20 protein-coding genes and 1 tRNA gene are annotated in these 18,449 nt (G+C 61.8%); 10 read left to right on the top strand and 11 right to left on the bottom strand.

The annotated features are described in order from the left end of the window. A complete protein-coding gene (locus ACSQ3G_RS14605) occupies positions 1–723 on the top strand; it encodes a DUF1003 domain-containing protein (protein WP_436110540.1) in 723 nt (240 codons plus the stop codon). 92 nt (positions 724–815) lie between these two features. Here ACSQ3G_RS14605 and ACSQ3G_RS14600 read toward each other — a convergent pair whose 3' ends face one another. After that, entirely contained in the window at positions 816–1,700 is an 885-nt protein-coding gene (locus ACSQ3G_RS14600; protein ID WP_436110539.1) for an AraC family transcriptional regulator, read from the bottom strand. Between the two features lie 252 nt (positions 1,701–1,952). On the opposite strand from ACSQ3G_RS14600, the gene ACSQ3G_RS14595 reads away from it, so the two are divergent. Next, a complete protein-coding gene (locus ACSQ3G_RS14595) occupies positions 1,953–2,450 on the top strand; it encodes a histidine kinase (protein WP_250809837.1) in 498 nt (165 codons plus the stop codon). A gap of 68 nt (positions 2,451–2,518) precedes the next feature. Here ACSQ3G_RS14595 and ACSQ3G_RS14590 read toward each other — a convergent pair whose 3' ends face one another. From ACSQ3G_RS14590 to ACSQ3G_RS14580, 3 genes are all read right to left on the bottom strand, one after another. After that, a complete protein-coding gene (locus ACSQ3G_RS14590; RefSeq protein WP_436110538.1) occupies positions 2,519–3,229 on the bottom strand; it encodes an alpha/beta fold hydrolase in 711 nt (236 codons plus the stop codon). 98 nt (positions 3,230–3,327) lie between these two features. Further along, positions 3,328–4,383: a dipeptidase gene (locus ACSQ3G_RS14585; RefSeq protein ID WP_436110537.1), complete on the bottom strand. Its 1,056-nt coding sequence runs from the start codon at positions 4,381–4,383 to the stop codon at positions 3,328–3,330. Positions 4,384–4,432: 49 nt separating this feature from the next. After that, positions 4,433–6,502, bottom strand: a complete 2,070-nt coding sequence (locus ACSQ3G_RS14580; protein ID WP_436110536.1) for an ATP-dependent helicase — start codon at positions 6,500–6,502, stop codon at positions 4,433–4,435. A gap of 321 nt (positions 6,503–6,823) precedes the next feature. On the opposite strand from ACSQ3G_RS14580, the gene ACSQ3G_RS14575 reads away from it, so the two are divergent. The 4 genes from ACSQ3G_RS14575 (at position 6,824) to ACSQ3G_RS14560 (ending at position 10,757) form a co-directional block, all read left to right on the top strand. Continuing rightward, entirely contained in the window at positions 6,824–7,837 is a 1,014-nt protein-coding gene (locus tag ACSQ3G_RS14575; protein ID WP_436110535.1) for an iron ABC transporter substrate-binding protein, read from the top strand. A gap of 72 nt (positions 7,838–7,909) precedes the next feature. Further along, positions 7,910–9,478, top strand: coding sequence for an ABC transporter permease (locus ACSQ3G_RS14570; protein WP_436110534.1), 1,569 nt, complete (start codon positions 7,910–7,912; stop codon positions 9,476–9,478). Then, entirely contained in the window at positions 9,475–10,524 is a 1,050-nt protein-coding gene (locus ACSQ3G_RS14565) for an ABC transporter ATP-binding protein (RefSeq protein ID WP_436110533.1), read from the top strand. Before ACSQ3G_RS14570 ends, ACSQ3G_RS14565 begins: the two co-directional genes overlap by 4 nt. 59 nt (positions 10,525–10,583) lie before the next feature. Further along, positions 10,584–10,757, top strand: a complete 174-nt coding sequence (locus tag ACSQ3G_RS14560; protein ID WP_038545141.1) for a DUF1328 domain-containing protein — start codon at positions 10,584–10,586, stop codon at positions 10,755–10,757. A 236-nt stretch (positions 10,758–10,993) separates the two neighbouring features. On the opposite strand, the gene ACSQ3G_RS14555 is transcribed toward ACSQ3G_RS14560, so the two are convergent. The 3 genes from ACSQ3G_RS14555 to cpdR1 form a co-directional block, all read right to left on the bottom strand. Continuing rightward, entirely contained in the window at positions 10,994–11,233 is a 240-nt protein-coding gene (locus ACSQ3G_RS14555) for a hypothetical protein (protein WP_046668236.1), read from the bottom strand. Positions 11,234–11,403: 170 nt separating this feature from the next. Continuing rightward, positions 11,404–11,478, bottom strand: a tRNA-Val gene (locus ACSQ3G_RS14550). A 105-nt stretch (positions 11,479–11,583) separates the two neighbouring features. Next, positions 11,584–11,946: a response regulator CpdR1 gene (gene cpdR1 / locus ACSQ3G_RS14545; RefSeq protein ID WP_037077221.1), complete on the bottom strand. Its 363-nt coding sequence runs from the start codon at positions 11,944–11,946 to the stop codon at positions 11,584–11,586. A 184-nt stretch (positions 11,947–12,130) separates the two neighbouring features. On the opposite strand from cpdR1, the gene ACSQ3G_RS14540 reads away from it, so the two are divergent. Both ACSQ3G_RS14540 and hisN read left to right on the top strand, forming a co-directional pair. After that, positions 12,131–13,015 carry an N-formylglutamate amidohydrolase gene (locus ACSQ3G_RS14540; RefSeq protein ID WP_105400168.1) on the top strand — a complete coding sequence of 295 codons (885 nt, stop codon included), beginning with the start codon at positions 12,131–12,133 and terminating at the stop codon, positions 13,013–13,015. A gap of 347 nt (positions 13,016–13,362) precedes the next feature. Beyond that, positions 13,363–14,139 carry a histidinol-phosphatase gene (gene hisN, locus ACSQ3G_RS14535; RefSeq protein WP_436110532.1) on the top strand — a complete coding sequence of 259 codons (777 nt, stop codon included), beginning with the start codon at positions 13,363–13,365 and terminating at the stop codon, positions 14,137–14,139. A gap of 21 nt (positions 14,140–14,160) precedes the next feature. On the opposite strand, the gene ACSQ3G_RS14530 is transcribed toward hisN, so the two are convergent. Continuing rightward, entirely contained in the window at positions 14,161–15,129 is a 969-nt protein-coding gene (locus tag ACSQ3G_RS14530) for an alpha/beta fold hydrolase (protein ID WP_436111719.1), read from the bottom strand. 219 nt (positions 15,130–15,348) lie between these two features. Here ACSQ3G_RS14530 and ACSQ3G_RS14525 point away from each other — a divergent pair, with 219 nt between their 5' ends. Both ACSQ3G_RS14525 and ACSQ3G_RS14520 read left to right on the top strand, forming a co-directional pair. Then, positions 15,349–15,732, top strand: coding sequence for a YciI family protein (locus ACSQ3G_RS14525; RefSeq protein ID WP_436110531.1), 384 nt, complete (start codon positions 15,349–15,351; stop codon positions 15,730–15,732). 350 nt (positions 15,733–16,082) lie between these two features. Continuing rightward, on the top strand, positions 16,083–16,565 hold the full coding sequence (locus ACSQ3G_RS14520; protein ID WP_037077212.1) for an Hsp20 family protein: 483 nt from the start codon (positions 16,083–16,085) through the stop codon (positions 16,563–16,565). 89 nt (positions 16,566–16,654) lie between these two features. Here the strand turns inward: ACSQ3G_RS14520 and ACSQ3G_RS14515 are convergent, their stop codons facing one another. The 3 genes from ACSQ3G_RS14515 to ACSQ3G_RS14505 all read right to left on the bottom strand — a co-directional run bounded on the left by ACSQ3G_RS14515 (position 16,655) and on the right by ACSQ3G_RS14505 (position 18,385). Then, positions 16,655–17,068, bottom strand: coding sequence for a DUF2442 domain-containing protein (locus tag ACSQ3G_RS14515; RefSeq protein WP_436110530.1), 414 nt, complete (start codon positions 17,066–17,068; stop codon positions 16,655–16,657). Next, entirely contained in the window at positions 17,055–17,300 is a 246-nt protein-coding gene (locus ACSQ3G_RS14510) for a DUF4160 domain-containing protein (protein WP_436110529.1), read from the bottom strand. The genes ACSQ3G_RS14515 and ACSQ3G_RS14510 overlap by 14 nt, the downstream gene beginning before the upstream one ends. Before the next feature lie 83 nt (positions 17,301–17,383). Then, a complete protein-coding gene (locus ACSQ3G_RS14505; protein ID WP_436110528.1) occupies positions 17,384–18,385 on the bottom strand; it encodes a bile acid:sodium symporter family protein in 1,002 nt (333 codons plus the stop codon). Positions 18,386–18,449 lie beyond the last annotated feature (64 nt).

Genomic DNA, 18,449 nt, shown 5'->3' with positions numbered 1-18,449 from the left:
ATGAGCAGGCATATGGCTCCGGCCAAGACGGGGCAATGCGTCGTCTGCGGCCGCACTTTTCCGCTCTCGAAAATGCACAGGACCGGATATCTGCGCCCGCATCTTGCCGAGATGATCGTCGAGGAAGTGAAGGACTGTGATGAGAACAGCCTGATCTGCGACGAAGACCTTGCCCGTTTCCGCCGCCGTTACGTGGAAAAGCTGCTCGACGAGGAGCGCGGCGAGCTTTCCGACCTCGACAGACGCGTGCTCGACAGCTTCGAGAAGGGTGCCTCGACGGTGCAGAAGAGCGCTGCCAGCCTGCTCGAGCGCAACCCCACCTTCGGCGAGCGGGTGGCCGACAAGGTCGCCTCGTTCGGCGGTTCCTGGACGTTCATCCTGAGCTTCCTCGGCGTGCTGGTCGTCTGGATGGGGATCAATGTCGTCGGCCTGTTCTCCCAGCCTTTCGATCCCTATCCGTTCATCCTGCTCAACCTGGTGCTCTCCTGCCTTGCTGCGCTGCAGGCGCCGGTCATCATGATGAGCCAGCGGCGACAGGAGGAGAAGGACCGGCGGCGCTCCGAGAACGACTACATGATCAACCTGCGCGCCGAGCTCGAAATCCGCCAGCTCCACGAAAAGATCGACCACCAGATGGCGCATCAATGGGAGCGGCTGGCGGAAATGCAGCAGATCCAGATCGAGCTTCTGGAGCGGCGCGGCGGCGGGCGGGGGGCCAACTAGGCCGTGAACTCTTGAATGCCGAATGTCCGAGACGGGATGGACGGCGGCCTGTCCTTCTGACGATCAAAAGGACAGGCCGCCGTCCAGCGCTACTATTTCAAGGGCAGGAACAATTCCACGACGACATCATGGACCTGCGCGCCCGGGATGAGGGAGAAGTGCCGCTGGCAATAGATGGGGAAGTCGCGTGCGTCCTCCCCACTGGCTGGAAGCCAATCCCGATAAAGAAAGAGCGCGGGGGGTTCTAAATTGTGGGTATCATGGAAGACGCGCAGGACCGCACAGCGCCCGCCGGGAATCACGCCTGGTTTCATCTGTGCGTCATCGGGCGCAATCGGCAAGTCAGTCCCGACACACAGGTCCATGCTATAATCGGCCGGGATCGCAGGCGTCCTCTCAGAACGGAAGACGTTGAAGGTCGGGCTCGTCTCAGGCGATAAGCCGGCCGCCTTGCGCCAGGCAATGAAGCGCTCGATGGTATCGCCGAGTGTTGCCCGGTCGCCCCGATGCTCCATGATCGCCACCGGCGTCGGGGGGACATCGCGGATAGTCACGTCGTCATGGGTATAGGTAATCTGCATGAGCTTGCTCCTCGCATTGTTCAAAGGCCCGAAGGCCGCAAGCCACGGTGCCCAGTCGGGCGACTTCCGGAATGATGAAGGCGATTGGCCAAGCCTTTGCCGAAAGGCGCGGGCAAAGGCGTCGGGTGCATCGTAACCGGCATCCATCGCTACGTCCGTGACACTTGGAGCGTCCTTCGAAGCCAGCCGGTGCGAAGCATGCTTCAAACGGGCAAGCTGGACATAGCGATGTACGGACACCCCGAAGGTGGACGCGAACTGCCGGTGGAAATGGTATTTCGAGAACGCCGCAACGCCGCTCAACGCGTCCAGGCCCAGATCATCGTCCAGGTGCTGGTCGATATGGTCCAGCACCCGCTGCATTCGGGCATGGTAGTTTTCAAGTGGCGCCTTCATAGTCTTCCTCCGTGGCGACACCATCTACGCCCTTTCAAATATGACGCGCTCGACCGATCTTGCGGTTTGGCATGGATCAGCAGGTGCCTGCCAGCGACGGCGGAAGGGGAGGTGGCAAACCCTAACGCGAGTTTGGCGGAATTCCCCGGCTTTTTGAATGTTTGCTCCACCTATTCTTAAAGGGCTGCGTGCTAAACGGGTTTTCGCCGCTGGTAGAAGCATCTGCGGTCCCCATTTCTTAAGGATTCACAGATGAAAAAAGCTCTCCTGATTGCCGTGCTCGTCATGGCCGCTCCCATGCTGGCCGAGGCGAAAACACTCAAGTTCCCGAGCGATGCTCCGATCGCCAGCATCAAGATCCCCGACAGCTGGAACCCGAAGGAAACCGACACCGGCGTCGATGCCACGTCCAGTGACGATGCCGTCTATCTTTCCGCCGATGTGGCGGAGCTGAAGTCGATGGACAAGACCGTTACGGACGCCATCGATTTCCTGAAGGAGGTTGGCGTCACCGTCGATCCCAAGACGCTGAAGGAAACTCCGGTCGAGGAGTTCAACGGCATGCAGATGACCACGCTCGATTGGGACGGCAAGGACGAGAGCGGCCCGGTGAGCGTCGGGCTTGCACTGATCCAGACGTCGCCGACCAAGGGCCTCGTCGTCACCTATTGGGGAACCAAGGGCGACGAGGAAAAGCACCAGAAGGAACTGGTCGACATCCTGTTGTCGATCAAGCCAATCGGTAAGTGATACGGATAAGCGGCGGCGGTTGTTTTCGCCGCCGCTTTCAGTTTCGCCTGACTGAACGGGCGAAAGAATCAGCCGATGAAATCGTGGATGATGCGAGCGGCCTCGCCCGGCATTTCGAGCTGCAGCATGTGGCCGCTCGGCACTTCCATGGATGCCCAGGACGGATCGGCGCCAACCCTGGCGTAGATGCCGGAAAAGATCTTCGACTGGTCGATATTGGCCGAGACGTAAAGCCTTTTCGTGATCTTCCGATAGTCGCCCGTCAGCTTGATCTTCTGGATCATCGTCGCGAACGGCTGCGGCGAGCGGCTGGTCATGTAGTGGCGTAGATGTTCCGGCACGCGGGTCGCGTGACGGGCAGGCGGCGGCACCGCGACGCCGCCGAGTTCGCCGGCCATGGCGAGGTTTGCCATCGCCACTTCCGGCCCGAGCAGATCGAGCGCCGACTGACCGTTTTCCGGCAGGAAAGCGTCGAGATAGGTCAGCGTGCGGATGCGGGCCGCGAAGCGATCAGCGACGCCTGTAATCACCATGCCGCCATAGGAATGGCCGACAAGGTCGAATTCCTCCAGGCCTTCCGCTTCGATAAGGCCGCAGACATCGCCGATATGGGTGTCGAGATTGATGGCGCCCGAGAAGAGGTGGGCGCGTTCACCGAGCCCGGTGAGGCTCGGTACGAAGACCTGGTGACCCATGTCCCGCAGCAGATCGGCAACCGGCGTCCAGCTCGCACTCGAACCCCAGGCACCCTGCACCAGAACGATTTTGCGGCTAGCCATTCATCCCCTCCCGTCTGAACGATGCCGGTTGTTTCCCATCCGGGTCGGGTGGAGTCAATGCGACAGGCGAGGGGACGGGTTTGGTGGAATACGGTTATTCAGTCGTTCTTCCAGGTGAGGCGAAAGACGCGGAGCCAGTTGTCGAAGGCGAATTTTCGCAAGGTCGGTTCGTCGAAACCGGCCTTGCGCATGGCAGCGAAGAGATGCGGCAGGCCGCTTGCATCCCCGATCTCGCGGGGCACGACTGTGCCGTCGAAGTCCGACCCGAGCGCCACGCGGTCCACGCCAACGCGGTCGATCAGATATCCGATGTGGGAGACAACGGTGTCGAGAGGGGTATTCTCGTCCAGATGTGCGTCGGCACGGATATCATAGACGGCGAGGTTGAAGCCGATGACCCCGTCCGTATCGCGAATGGCGTCAAGCTGCCGATCGGTGAGGTTGCGGGTGGAGGGGCAGAGTGCATGAGCACAGGCATGCGTCGCGACGAGGGGAGCGGAGCTCAAGGCAGCCACATCCCAGAAGCCCCGTTCGTTCAGATGCGCAAGGTCGATCATGATGCCGAGGGCGTTGCAGGCTCTCACCAGTTCCTTGCCAATATCCGTCAGGCCTGGGCCGGTGTCAGGCGATCTCGGATAAGCGAAAGGCACGCCGTAGCCGAATATGTTCGGGCGGCTCCAGACCGGGCCGAGCGAACGCAGGCCCGCCGTATGCAGGATATGGAGATAGTCGAGATCGGAACCGATCGCCTCGGCGCCTTCCATATGAAGAACGACTGCGAACGCGGATTCCGCCCGCGCCGTCTCGATGCTGCCGACATCAGTCGCAAGGCGCATCCGGCCACTTGAGCGCCGGATCAATAGATTGATGGCGGCAAGCTGGGCGTCGATCAGCGGGCGGGCATAACTCTCTTCCAGGGCGTCGGCATAACGAACCTCATAACCATCATCGGTGACCGTCAAATCGTTTTCCGGCTTGCGCTCCGGATGGGCCTGCAGCGCAAACAATCCGCCGACAAGGTGTCCTTCTATCGCCCGGGGAAGATCGAGATGGCCGGCCTCCGAGCGAGCCAGGAAATCCCTGCCGCCGGGTTTGTAGTCCAGCATGAACTGGACCGCATCGTTATGGCCGTCGAAAACTGCGATTTTGTCCATAAGAATTCGTCCGGTTCCGTGGTTGATGGCGAGTCTTAGGACAGTTTTGTTACCGCCACATACCGCGCATGCGGGCGGTGACGTCGATGCGGACCTGGTGGCGGGCCTGGCGTTCGGCCTCGGTCATCTGGGCGACGACCGGCCAGGCGGTGGTTTCGAAGAATTGCAGCAAGGTCGCCGGGATGAAGCGGGTGCGGGCGGCGTACACGTGGCGGTCGCCCTGCGAGGCCTGGCCGTGCACGAAGAAACGCTGCGGCGTCATCAGGTGCAGGTGGTCCTTCGCCCGCGTCATGGCGACGTAGAGGAGGCGACGTTCCTCCTCGATTTCGGCGGTCGAACCGACGCCGAGGTCGGAGGGGATGCAGCCGTCGACGCAGTTCAAGAGGAAGACGGACCGCCATTCCTGGCCCTTCGACGAATGGATGGTCGAGAGGATGAGGTAGTCCTCGTCGAGCAGAGGCGTGCCGGATTCGGCGCTGGTCGCATCCGGTGGGTCGAGGGTCAGTTCGGTGAGGAACCGTTCCCGCGAGGCATAACCCGAGGCGATCTGTTCTAGCTGTAAAAGGTCGGCCTTGCGGGTCTCGGCGTCCTCGTGGATGCGGATGAGATGCGGCTCGTACCACTGGCGGGCAAGGCCGATCTCGGACGGCCAGCCTTGGCCCTTGCGGATTGCGGCGAGCATGTCGACAAAGGCCGGCCAATCGGCGCCGGACCGCGGCGGGGCCGGGATTTCCTGGAGGGCTGCGAGCGGCTCGGGATCGGCGGCGATCGCATCGAGGATTTTTCCGGCCGTTTGCGGGCCGATACCGGGGATGAGCTGCATCAGCCGGAAGCCAGCGACGCGGTCGCGCGGGTTCTGGGCGAAACGCAAGGCCGCCAGCATGTCCTTGACATGGGCACTGTCGAGGAATTTCAGGCCACCGAACTTCACGAAGGGAATGTTGCGGCGGGTGAGCTCGACTTCGAGCGGGCCGGAATGGTGGGACGCGCGGAACAGCACGGCCTGCTGTTTCAAAGTCATGCCGGTTTCGCGGTTTTCGAGGATTTTTTCGACGATGTAATTGGCCTGCTCGGTCTCGTCCTTGACGGCGACGAGGCGGGGGCGCTCCTCCGACTGGCGCTCGGTCCAGAGGTTCTTGGTGAAGCGCTCCCGGGCGAGATCGATGACGCCGTTGGCGGCGGCGAGAATCGTATTGGTCGAGCGATAATTGCGGTCGAGCGTGACGATGTTGGCCGGCGGATCGAACGTGTTGGGGAAATCGAGGATGTTGCGAATCGTCGCGGCGCGGAAGGAATAGATCGACTGGGCGTCGTCACCCACCACGGTAAGGCCGATGCCGCCGGGTTTCATCGCCATCAGGATCGACGATTGCAGGCGGTTGGTGTCCTGGTATTCGTCGACGAGGACATGGTCGAAACGGCCGCCGACATCCTGTGCAATCGCCGGCTCGCTCATCATCTGCGCCCAGTAGAGAAGGAGGTCGTCGTAATCCAGCACGTTCTGGGCCTGCTTGGCCTCGACATAGGAGGCGAACAGTTCGCGCAGCTGCGGTTCCCAGGCGGAGCACCAGGGGAAATTCAGTTTCAGCACCTCGTCCAGAGGCGTTTCCGAATTCACCGCACGGGAATAGATCTGCAGACAGGTGCCTTTGGTGGGAAACCGGTTCTCGGTCTTCGAGAAGCCGAGCTCGTGGCGCACTAGGTTCATCAGGTCGGCGGAATCTTCGCGGTCGTGGATGGTAAAGTCGTGGTCGAGGCCGATCTGTTCGGCGTAGAGGCGGAGCAGCCGGGCGCCGATGCCGTGAAAGGTGCCGGCCCAGGCGAGCGCATCGGTCATGATGCCTGCATTTGCGCCCAGAACCTGCGCACAGATGCGCTCGACGCGGCGGCCCATTTCCGAGGCCGCGCGGCGGGAAAAGGTCATCAGCAGGATGCGGCGCGGATCGGCGCCCGAGACGATCAGGTGCGCGACACGATGGGCAAGCGTGTTGGTCTTGCCGGAACCGGCGCCGGCGATGACCAGCAAAGGCCCGGCCGGGCCGCCCTTGGGCACGTCCGAGCCGTGCTCGACCGCACGCCGTTGCGCATCATTCAGCTTTTCCAGATAAGCAACAGCCATGCCCGTTCCTGATGTGTTCGAATTAGCCATAGCTGATTCGTGGGCCTGCGCGGAAATCCGCGTCGGCACTTATGCGGCAAGTCGCCAACTTGCCCGCGGGCCGGAAGATTGCGACGATGCCGCCGGCGGCAATTCCCGCCCAAGTACAATTGTACACAAGGCCCGGTGCCGCGATCAATTCGCGTCGCCTGCTGTATCTGTTTGTATTTAAAACGTAAATCACGCCTTTGTTACGCCTGTCGTGGAAATAAACTTGACCACAAATCTCTGCTTTGGTTATGACGAGCTCGTCAAATTCCTGACTCTCTTGCGGAGGCGACCTTGAAAGCTTCATTCACCTTGGCCGCGGGCGCTGCCCTGGCTTTTTCCGTTCTGTCCCTATCGTCGCCGGCTTCGGCGCAGGTGGCCGACAGTCTCACCATCTATAACGCCCAACACGAAGGGCTGACCAAGGAATGGGTGAAGGCCTTTACGGAAGAGACCGGCATCGCGGTCACCATCCGCCAGGGCAGCGACCTCGAAATCGCCAACCAGATTGTCCAGGAAGGCGCCAATTCGCCGGCCGACGTGTTCCTGACCGAAAATTCGCCGGCCATGGTGCTGGTCGACGGCAAGGGCCTTTTCGCGCCGGTCGACAAGGCGACCCTCGACCAGGTTCTGCCGGGTTTCCATCCGGCCAACGGCAACTGGGTCGGCATCGCTGCCCGCTCGACGGTTTTTGTCTATGACAAGACCAAGCTGACGGAAGACAAGCTGCCGAAGTCGATGCTCGACCTTGCCAAGCCGGAATGGAAGGGCCGCTGGACGGCATCTCCGTCGGGCGCTGATTTCCAGGCGATCGTCGGTGCGCTGCTGCAGCTCAAGGGCGAAGAAGCGACCGCTGCCTGGCTGAAGGGCATGAAGGAAAATGCGACCCCGATCCGCGGCAACTCGACTGCCATGAAGGCGGTCAATGCCGGCCAGTTCGAAGGCGCGCTGATCTATCACTACTATTATTTCGGCGACGTCGCGAAGACCGGCGAGAACACCAAGAACATCGGCATGCATTATTTCAAGAACCAGGATCCGGGCGCCTTCGTGTCGATCTCGGGCGGCGGCATCCTCGCCTCCTCCAAGCACAAGGAACAGGCGCAGACCTTCCTGAAGTGGGTCACCGGCAAGGGCGGCCAGAAGATCTTGCGCGACGGCACCTCCTTTGAATACGCCGTTGGCAAGGGCGAGGCTTCCAACAAGATGCTGACCCCGATCGCCGACTTGGCAGCCCCGAAGGTCGAGCCTTCGACCCTCAATAACGCCAAGGTCACCGACATGATGACCGCCGCCGGCCTGCTCTAAAAAGCGGCCGATAACAGTTGCACGGAGACATCGCAGGGCGTACCTGCGATGTCTCGTATTTTCGGACCGGCAATGACTTCCACCACAGATACCAGGATCTCCATCGCGCCGCGACACCGCCTGCCGGCGGCGTCGTCCTGGACGCTGACGATCGCGGTCGTGGTGGCCTTGCTGGCGCTGCTGCCGCTCGGCTTTGTGTTATGGGCGGCGGTGGTGACCGGTTGGGAGATGGCCTCGCAGCTGATTTTCCGCTCGCGGGTCGGCGATCTGCTGGCCAATACGGTCCTGCTCGTCGTCTTCACCATTCCGATCTGCGCCGTGCTCGGCGTCGCGCTCGCCTGGTTGACGGAACGCAGCGACCTGCCGGGCGCGCGGTTCTGGTCCTGGCTCTGCGTCACGCCGCTTGCCGTGCCCGCCTTCGTGCATTCCTATGCCTGGATCGGCATGTGGCCAGGTTTCAACGGCCTTCCCGCCGGCGTGGCGATCTCGGTCGTCGCTTACTTTCCCTTTCTCTATCTTCCGCTTTCCGCCGCCTTCCGGCTGCTCGATCCTGCTCTGGAGGACCAAGCGGCCTCGCTGGGGCTGGCGCCCTTTGCGGTCTTCCGGCGCGTCGTGCTGCCGCAGCTCCGGCTTGCCCTCTGCGGCGGCGCGCTGCTGATCGGCCTGCATCTCTTGGCCGAATACGGCCTGTTTGCGATGATCCGCTTCGACACGTTCACGACCGCCATTCTCGACCAGTTCCAGTCGACCTATAACGGTGTCGCCGCCTATATGCTGGCGCTGGTGCTGGTGCTCTGCTGTTTCGTGCTGCTCGGCCTGGAAGCTTCGCTGCGCGGCCGCAGCCGCTATGCGCGGCTCGGATCCGGCGTCGCCCGCCGGCCGAAGATCGCCCGGCTCGGCCGGTGGAAATACATCGCTCTGCTTCTGCCGGCTGCGACCGCCGCCTTTGCGCTCGGCATTCCGGTGCTGACGCTCGGTCGCTGGCTGATCGCCGGTGGTGCAGGCGTCTGGCGGATCGACGAGATCGGGCTGGCGCTGTGGCAGACGCTGGTCATCTGCCTGATCGGCGGGCTTGCGACGACTGCGGCCGCCGTGCCGATCGCCTGGCTCTCCGTGCGCCGGCCGACCCGTGCCAGTCGGTTCCTCGAAGGCTGCTATTATCTTGCGAGTTCGATGCCGGGCGTCGTCGTGGCGCTGGCGCTCGTCACCATCACCGTGCGGACCATGCTGCCGCTCTACCAGAGCGTTGCGACCATCGTGCTCGCCTATGTGGTGATGTTTCTGCCGCGGGCGCTGGTGAGCCTGCGGGCCAGCATTGCGCAGGTGCCGGTCGAGATCGAACAGGCGGCGGCAAGCCTCGGCCGCTCGCCGGGCAACGCGCTGCTTGCGACGACAATCCGGCTTGCCGCACCGGGGGCTGCGGCCGGCGTTGCGCTCTCCTCGCTCGGCATCATGAACGAACTCACCGCCACCCAGATGCTGGCGCCGAACGGCACCCGCACGCTCGCCATGGCTTTTTGGGCGCTGACCGGCGAGATTGATTACGCCGGTGCGGCTCCCTATGCGGTGCTGATGGTCGCCTTCTCGCTGCCGCTCACCTTTCTTCTCCATCACCAATCGAAAAAGATCGCCGGGCGATGACGCTGCTGACCCTGACCTCCCTGCGCAAACAATATGGCTCCGTCGCAGCCCTCGACGGGATCGACCTGTCGGTGACAGCCGGCAGCCGCACGGCGATCGTCGGCCCGTCCGGATGCGGCAAGACCACGCTCCTGCGCCTGGTCGCCGGCTTCGATGCTCCGGATGGAGGCCGCATCGTGTTCGATGGCCGGACGCTTGCCGACGGCTCGTCGCAGGTGCCGGCGCACAAGCGCGGCATCGGCATCGTGGCGCAGGACGGCTGCCTGTTTCCGCATCTGACGATCCGGCAGAATATCGGTTTCGGGCTGGAGGCGGAGGCCTCGGTCAAGAATGTCCGCATCGCAGAACTGATGGACATGGTCGGGCTTGACGCTGCCATGCTCTCCCGCAAGCCGGACCAGCTCTCAGGCGGCCAGCAGCAGCGTGTGGCGCTTGCGAGGGCCTTGGCACGCAAGCCGAGGCTGATGCTGCTCGACGAGCCCTTCTCGGCGCTAGATACGGGTCTGAGAGCCGCGACCCGCAAGGCGGTGACCGACGTACTGACCGCAGCCGGCATCACCACGCTTCTGGTGACTCACGACCAGGGCGAGGCGCTCGCCTTTGCAGACCAGGTGGCGGTGATGCGGGCGGGGAAATTTGCGCAGGTCGGCTCTCCGCGGGAGGTCTATTCCAGGCCCGTCGATGCGGCGACGGCAGCTTTCCTCGGCGAGGCGATCGTGCTGCCCGCGGATATTGCCGACGGGCGGGCTGAGAGCCCACTCGGGGTTCTGGCGGTCGACGATGCCGCCTATCGCGGCAAGGCCCAAATCATGCTGCGGCCGGAACAGGTCACGGTCAGCCAAGCCGGCGGCCACAATGGCGGCGAGGGGGCTTCAGGCACGATCGCCGAGATCAATTTCTGCGGCCCGACCTCGGATGTCCGGATCAGGCTTGGCGGCGATCCGCAAGGCTTCTCCTTCCGGCTCGACATTCCGAGCCGCGAGACGCTTGTCGTCGGCGACCGGGTGACGATCGGCGTGGCCGGAGCCGCCCACGTCCTGCGCTGATTGGGAACCCTGGAACATTTCTTAGCGTTATTGGACCATCAACGTGAAGGAACAATTCCATGCTGAAATGGGCTCTCATCTTTCTGGTCATCTCGCTGATTTCCGGTTTCCTCGGCTTTTCGGGCATTTCCGCCGCGACGGCAGGGATCGCGAAAATCCTGTTCTTCATCTTCCTTGTCGTTTTCCTGATTTTCGTCGTGCTCGCCTTCGCCGCCGGCAATGCGATTCTCTGATTCCCCTGACATCCTCGGGGCGTTAAGCGCGAGGAACCGTGCCGCTGAAACAAAAAAGCCCCGCCGAAGGTCGGGCGGGGCAAATTGGGGAAAATCCGCATCAAGGACGCGGTAGGTCGCATCTGGCATATTCGATGTCGTGTTGCGAGGCAGGTTGGGGCCGATTCGGTACGCTCCGGCGAAAAAAAAGAGACCGGTCTCGAAACGGCGGTAACTGTTCTGCGCAGATGCGGAGGTCAGGGGCGCGACGGATGTTTCTGGGCGAACACCAGCAGCTTCCAGATTACCGGTCCGAGGACCGTGTGCTCGTGGTGGATCTGAGGGATGGCCGCGTCCTTGTGCACGACGATTTCGTCGCCGCAGGTCTTGCACCGGTAGATGCCGGCATTCGGCACCTTCTGCCCCGGCATCCAATCCTTCTCGAAGGCCGGTGCTTTCGTCTGGATGAGATGCTCCGAATTCTTGAACTGCGCCATCTAGACCTCCTTGATGTCGTAACACCATAACAGCCGCAGATGACCAAATCGCCAGCAAGGCTGGTGAAGGATTTCGGGCACAAGTGCGCCGTTTTGGAACGAACAGATTAAGGGAAGGATCAGAAACGAAGAAATCCGCCGAAGCGGATTTCTTAACGTTTTGAACTGGATGGTGGGCGTGACAGGGATTGAACCTGTGACCCCTACGATGTCAACGTAGTGCTCTCCCGCTGAGCTACACGCCCATCCGTGGCGGCGCATAGACCATAGACTGGTCGGGCCGTCAACAGGTTTTTACCGTGAAATGCGAAGGTTTTTTGAAGGCCTTGCAGATCAGGGCTTTCGGGGCCTCAGGCCGCCAGAAGCTTGTTCACTTCGTCCACCAGATCGCGCAGGTGGAAGGGCTTCGACAGCACCTTGGCATCCTTCGGGGCCTTGGAATCGGAGTTCAACGCGACGGCCGCAAAGCCGGTGATGAACATCACCTTCAGGTCCGGGTCGAGTTCGGTCGCCCGGCGGGCGAGTTCGATCCCGTCCATTTCCGGCATGACGATGTCGGTCAGGAGCAGCGAGAAGGGCTCTTCGCGCAGGCGATCATAGGCGCTGGCGCCGTTGTCGAAGGACGCAACCTTGTAGCCCGCCTTTTCAAGCGCCTTGACCAGGAAACGACGCATGTCGTTATCGTCTTCGGCGAGAAGGATTTTCTGAATCATCTCCAGGACCGTTATCCAATGCAAATTTTTAGAGTTGTCGGTATCTCTTACACTGCCTACACGCGGTAAACATCCGTTTAATGAGGGTGTAAGAGGATTTGGTAGGGTATAGATAGTATGGACTTCGCCTCGGGCAACTGGCAACATGAGTTCCTGAACAAGTTCGCGACATGGTAAAGGCAGGATGGATTGCAACGCGGGTGATTTTGAACACTTCGAAGTGAGGGAGCCCGCCACGCAGACTATCCCCTTCGTCTTCAATTCGCCTCACAGCGGCAGCTTCTACCCGCCCGAATTTCTCGCCGAGAGCGACCTCGATTCGCTCGCCATCCGCCGCTCCGCAGACCACTATGTCGACGAGCTTTTCGCCGATGCGCCGGAACTCGGTGCGCCGCTGCTTCTCGCCCATTTCCCGCGCGCCTATCTCGACGTCAACCGCGAGCCTTACGAGCTCGATCCGCGCATGTTCGACGGGCCTTTACCGCCTTTTGTCAATATCGGCTCGATGAGGGTCGCGGGCGGGCTCGGCACGATCCCCCGGATCGTCGCGGAAAACATGGAGATCTATCGCCGCCGGCTGCCGGTCAACGAGGCGATGTCGCGTATCGAAACGATCTACAAGCCTTATCACGCCTGCCTTCGCAAGCTGATCGCCCGCACCCATGCCCGCTTCGGGCTCGCCATCCTGATCGACTGCCATTCGATGCCGGGCAATATCCGGCTGTCCGGTTCGGACGTGCGGCCCGACTTCATCATCGGCGACCGCTACGGCACCAGCGCCTCGGCCGAGCTTTCGCGGGCGGCGATGCAGTTCCTCGACGGCATGGGTTTTTCCGCCGTGCGCAACAAGCCCTATGCCGGCGGTTTCATTACCGAACATTACGGTCGGCCGGTGCGCGGTCTGCACGCGCTGCAGATCGAGATCAACCGCGCGCTCTACGTGGACGAGATGACGCTTGCCAGGCGGCCGGAGTTCCCGATGGTCGCGGCCGCCCTTTCCACCTTCATGCGGCAGATGGCGGATTTCGTCGTCGACTTCGCCGGCGACAGCGCGCTGGCGGCAGAATAGACCTTCAAGTTTTCCACAGGTTTGATCTTTTGCCGGCCCGTTGGCAGGCTCGCCAGCTTGATAGCGGGCAAAAAAAACCGCGCTTGTGGGCGCGGCTAAGTCTAGGGAGGAAACACCCAAGGAGGGTATTTACAGTCAAAGACTGTGCAATGAACCTACGAGTGCACTGCACAAATGTCAAGCAGCTTTTTTGACTGATTAAATATGCGCCATTTTTAGGCGGTTTGATGAGTTTTTCGGCGCGGGTCGATTGTTTTTTGTTTTTCTGCGCACGATCACGCGATTCCGGTTTTCAGTTTCAGGCGAGTATCCTAGAAGAGATCACCTCTTCCTCAGCGGATCTCCCCATGCTCCCCGATCGCGATTTCTTCGATGCGCTTGCCGCCGCCGCCAAGGCCGAGACCCTGCCACGCTTCCGCACCGGACTTTCGGTGGTCAACAAGCTGATGGGTGGGTTCGACCCGGTGACCGAAGGCGACCGCGCCGCCGAGACGGCGATCCGGTCTCTGATCGCCGAACGCTTTCCGGAACACGGCATTCTTGGCGAGGAACATGAGAATGTCGGCCTCGACCGCGAACATATCTGGGTGATCGATCCGATCGACGGTACGCGCGCCTTCATTTCCGGCCTGCCGGTTTGGGGCACGCTGATCGGCTTCCAGTCGAACGGCCGCGCCGCCATGGGGATGATGGACCAGCCCTTTATAGGCGAGCGTTATTTCGCCGACGGCACCCGCGCCTGGTATTCCGGCCCGGACGGCGAGCGGCAGATTTCGGTGCGCGACTGCGGCAGCCTGGCCGACGCCACCCTGTTCACCACGTCGCCGCATATCTTCGGCGGCGAGGACTTGGCGAAATACCAGGCTGTCGAGGACAGGGTGCGGCTGTTCCGTTACGGCTGCGATTGCTACGCCTATGTATTGCTCGCCTCCGGCCATATCGACATTGTGGTCGAGAACAACCTGAAGCCCTACGATGTCGGCGCGCTGATTCCGATCATCGAGCAGGCGGGCGGCATCATCACTACCTGGGACGGCGGGCGCCCGGAAAACGGCGGCAATATTCTTGCGGCGGGCAGCAAGGCCGTGCATGCGGAAGCCATGAAGCTGCTTTCCGGCAAGTAGGTCACCGAGCGGGTCGCGGGATCAGGCGGCCGTCTCGGAAAGCCCGAAACCACCGTCCTGGCCGGGCATAAAGGCCTCGATCGCCGCGAGTCCCTGGGCGCGGTAGATATCCCTGTCGTGAAACAGTTCGTGGCGCGCGCCGTTGATGGTGATCAGCTGGCCGGCGCGGAAATTGCGCGACATCTCCTCCTGCGCCGCATAGGGGACGATGGCATCGAGAACCGGAGCGAGGATCAGGGTCGGGATAGTGATCCTGGTCAGATGCGACTGGGAAGACACCCGCCGCGCCGCCTTGAATGTCTCGTGCAGCCAGCGGGCCGTCGGCGGGCCGATCGTCAGTTCCGGATGGGCGGCAGCGATCTCGATGTTGCGGGCAAAACGCTTCGGGTCCGATGTCAGCGGGTTGCCTTCGAAGGGGCGGTTGCTCCGGTCGGTGCCCATCGAGACGCCGCCGAATCCGGTCCAGCTTGCCAGACCGGCAAGCGATCGGATCAGTCCTTCCGGCACGCCCTGGCCCGAAAGCGCGATATAGGGGGCGGCAAGTGCCATCCGGTTGATGCGGTTCGACAGCCGCGGGGCAGCCGAGAGCGCGATCAGGGCGCCTGTCGAGTGGGCAACCAGGAAGAAGGGCAGGCGGGCATCCGGCAGCACGATATGCTCGAGGAAGATCTCGAGATCTCGCTCGTAATCGGAAAAGCGGCGGACATGACCCTTGCGCGGATTTTTCTTCAGCCGCTGCGAGCCGCCCTGGCCGCGCAGGTCGAAGGTCGCGACCCAGAGGCCCATGGCGTTCAGGTCACGGATCGTCTCGAAATATTTCTCGATGCACTCATTGCGGCCCTGCACGAGCACGATGGTGCCGATCGCCGGCGACATTCCGGAGCGAAACAGGCCGTAACGTAACCGGGTGCCGCGATGGCCGGTGAAATAGCCGGCCGAATAATTGGCCGGAGCCGGATTGCCGGGCGTCGGGTGGAGAATGTCGTCGATGGAATCTGGCGCTTCGCTCATGCCGGCAGGGTCAGCCAGCGGCGGCGGGACGTCAAGGAAAAAGCGCGGCCGAAGAAATCGGAGGGCTTGCACGCCGCCGGTCAAACATGTGTATTCAGACGCATTTACAGATTTCCGGATGTCCGTCGGTCTGCCCGAGCACGGGAGTGTGCGAGGAGGTGGGTTGGCGTCAGTCGACGTATAAGAGGGAGACAAGTCATGTATTACGCAATCCTTGCCTATCACCAGGAGGGAGTGGTCCAATCCTGGACCGAGGAGGAGGATCAGGCTCTGATGACCGAGCTGCTCGAGGTCAACGACCGTCTGGTTGCGCAGAAATCCCTGGGACCGGCCGCGCGGCTCGGCCCGACGGAGCAGGCCGTGACCTTGCGAGGCAAGGGCGAGGGCATGGTCATCGACGGTCCTTTTGCCGAAACCAAGGAGCAGCTGCTCGGCCTCTACGTGGTGGATTTTCCGGCGATCGACGGAGCCATTGCGGCCGCCCGCGATCTGCGCCGGGCCAATCCGACGGCGGTCTACGAAATCAGGCCGATCCTGCTTTATCTGCCGGGCGCGACGCTGGAGACGCGGGCCGAGGACTGAAAGTGTTTTTCAGCAGGAAAAAAGCCGGAATCGCGGGTCTAGGGATACCCTGAGCGATTCCGGCAATTGATGACCGAAGCGAAGGGACGAATGGAGCTTCGGTCGAGAGAGACAGTCTGCCTTCCACTGTCACTTCTATCAAAACGATCCTGAACCGGCCCGAAACGGGCTGTTCATGTCAGGTTCACGCGCAAAACTGCGCCCCGAACCGGGCTCTTGAAGCCGCGGAAATCAATCCCCATCTGAACTCTGCGGGCGCCAAACGGGTCCGCTGAACGGGACCGCATCGCCAATCAAGGGATGCGCAAACCCAGATGAAAACCGCAACGTCGCTTCCCAAGGAGGACTCCATGCGTCACGTCGATTTTACCCCCCTTTATCGTTCTACCGTCGGTTTCGACCGTCTTTTCAACCTGCTCGACAATCGCGGGCCGGCCGACCAGACCCCGAGCTATCCGCCCTACAATATCGAGCGGACCGGCGAAAACACCTATCGCATCACCATGGCCGTTGCCGGTTTCGACGAAAAGGAACTGAGCCTCGAAGCCCATGCGAACGTGCTGACCGTCAAGGGTGAAAAGAGCGAGGACGAAACCGCTGCCGAACAGAGCGAATACCTCTATCGCGGCATCGCCAAGCGCGCCTTCGAGCGCCGCTTCCAGCTCGCCGATCATGTCGAAGTGCAATCCGCTTCGCTGAAGAACGGCCTGCTCCATATCGACCTCCTCCGGAACATTCCGGAAGCCATGAAGCCCCGTCGCATCGCGATTGCCGCAGACGCAGTCGCTCCGAAGACGATCGAGGCTCAGGTCACCCCGCAGCAGGTCAACTAACCCGCTGCCGGGCACCCGGCCGATATAGTCGAGCAGGCCCAGTGCGGCCCTTCCTCTTGGGGGAAGGGCCGTTTTTCGTTTTGGGGGAGTTAGCTTGCGGCGGTCTTTCGCGGGCGGCCACCCTTGCGGCCATTTTCCCGGGCCGTTGCCGCTTTTGCCGCTGAGCGGACCTTACCTCCGGCTGCACCCAGTTGAGCGGCCATCCAGCGTTTCGATCCAAAAATGCCCTGGAGGAGACCGGGGACATAGACGTCGACGTCAAGTTTCGGCCAATGAAGGCCAAGGCCCGTGGGGCTGATCTCAATCCCGGAGAGTTCATCCGGGGAGGCTTCGGAAAGGCCTTCGATCTTTCCCGTCGGAATAGCCACCTGGACATCGGTATTCAGGCCGATCACGACGCGGGACGAGCGTCGATCATAACGGGCGGACACGGCATAACCCGCCTCCCGCTGAGCCTGCATACGTTCTTCGGCTGCTCTCAGTTCCTGTTCAGAAATCGCCATGATGGGCACTCCATGCCGCACAAAGAGCGGCTATTTCTTCTGCGAGGGCCTCCTCGATGCGGCGGAGTTCCGCGAGCTTGAAACCGTAGCTCTCCCGCAACTCCGGTGGTCCGCCGGGACAATTCAGGATGAAGACCGCTTCTCCGCCGCCCCTTACGTGAACATGCGCCGGACGGTGATCGTTGGGATAGATCACGACGCGTAGGCCAGCAAAGCGTAAAACGGTCGGCATGGTTCAATATAGTAAAACCCAAGCGCTTTGGAAAGTGGTTGGGTTTCAATATCTCTCGTCGTAAAGGTGAGTAACGGGACCCCTCAAGCCGCAGCCGGCGCCACCACCGCATCCTTCTTCGCCTTCAGGCGGTTGGCATATTTCTGGGCGATGACGGCGCAGGCCATCAGCTGGATCTGGTGGAAGAGCATCAGTGGCAGGACGATGGCGCCGATCGACGAGGACTGGCCGGAGAAGATGGCATTGGCCATCGGCACGCCGCTCGCGAGCGACTTCTTCGAACCGCAGAAGGTGATGGTGATCTCGTCTTCCTTGTTGAAGCCGAGCGCCCGGCTGCCGAACATGGTGATGCAGATGACGACTGCCAGAAGCGCCATGTCGACGAGGATGACGACGCCGATATCAAGCGCGGAGAAGGTGTGCCACAGGCCTTCCATGACAGCTTCCGAGAAAGCGAGGTAGACGACCATCAGGATGGAACCGCGGTCGACGGGGGCGAGCATCTTCTTCTTCGAGCGGATCCAGTTGCCGATCCAGGGCTGCAGGATCTGGCCGACGACGAAGGGGGCGAGAAGCTGCAGCAGGATGCTTTCGAGCGCATCCCAGGAGAAACCGGCGTCACCGGTGGTCGAAAGCAGGATGCCGGCGAGAAGCGGCGTCAGGAACATGCCGAAGATGTTGGAGCCCGAAGCGGCGCAGATCGCCGCCGGCACGTTGCCGCCGGCGATCGAGGTAAATGCGATCGAGGACTGCACGGTCGAAGGGAGCACGCAGAGGAAGAGGATGCCGGCATAAAGCGGTGCCGCCAGGATATCTTCCGGAATAAATCCGATCATCAGCCCGAGAATCGGGAAGATCGCGAATGTCGTCAGCAGGATCGTCAGGTGCAGGCGCCAGTGCAGGATACCCGCCACCACGACATCGCGCGACAGGCGTGCGCCATGCAGGAAGAACAGCAGGCCGATGGCGATGTCGGTGGCGACGTTGAACCACTCGGCATAGACGCCGTGGATCGGCAGGACCGAGGCGAGGATGACGGTGCAGACGAGAAGGACCGTGAAGCGGTCCGGCAAAAAACGGCTCATGGGCAAGATCCCTCGGATTTGAGGATTTACCCTTCCCTTATCATGAAGCAGAATTCAAACACTA

The organism is Neorhizobium tomejilense, assembly GCF_964254135.1.
In the GTDB taxonomy this organism is placed as follows: Bacteria; Pseudomonadota; Alphaproteobacteria; order Rhizobiales; family Rhizobiaceae; genus Neorhizobium; species Neorhizobium tomejilense.
The sequence above is the reverse complement of the archived record's forward strand: the minus strand, read 5'-3'. Positions and strand labels throughout refer to the sequence as shown.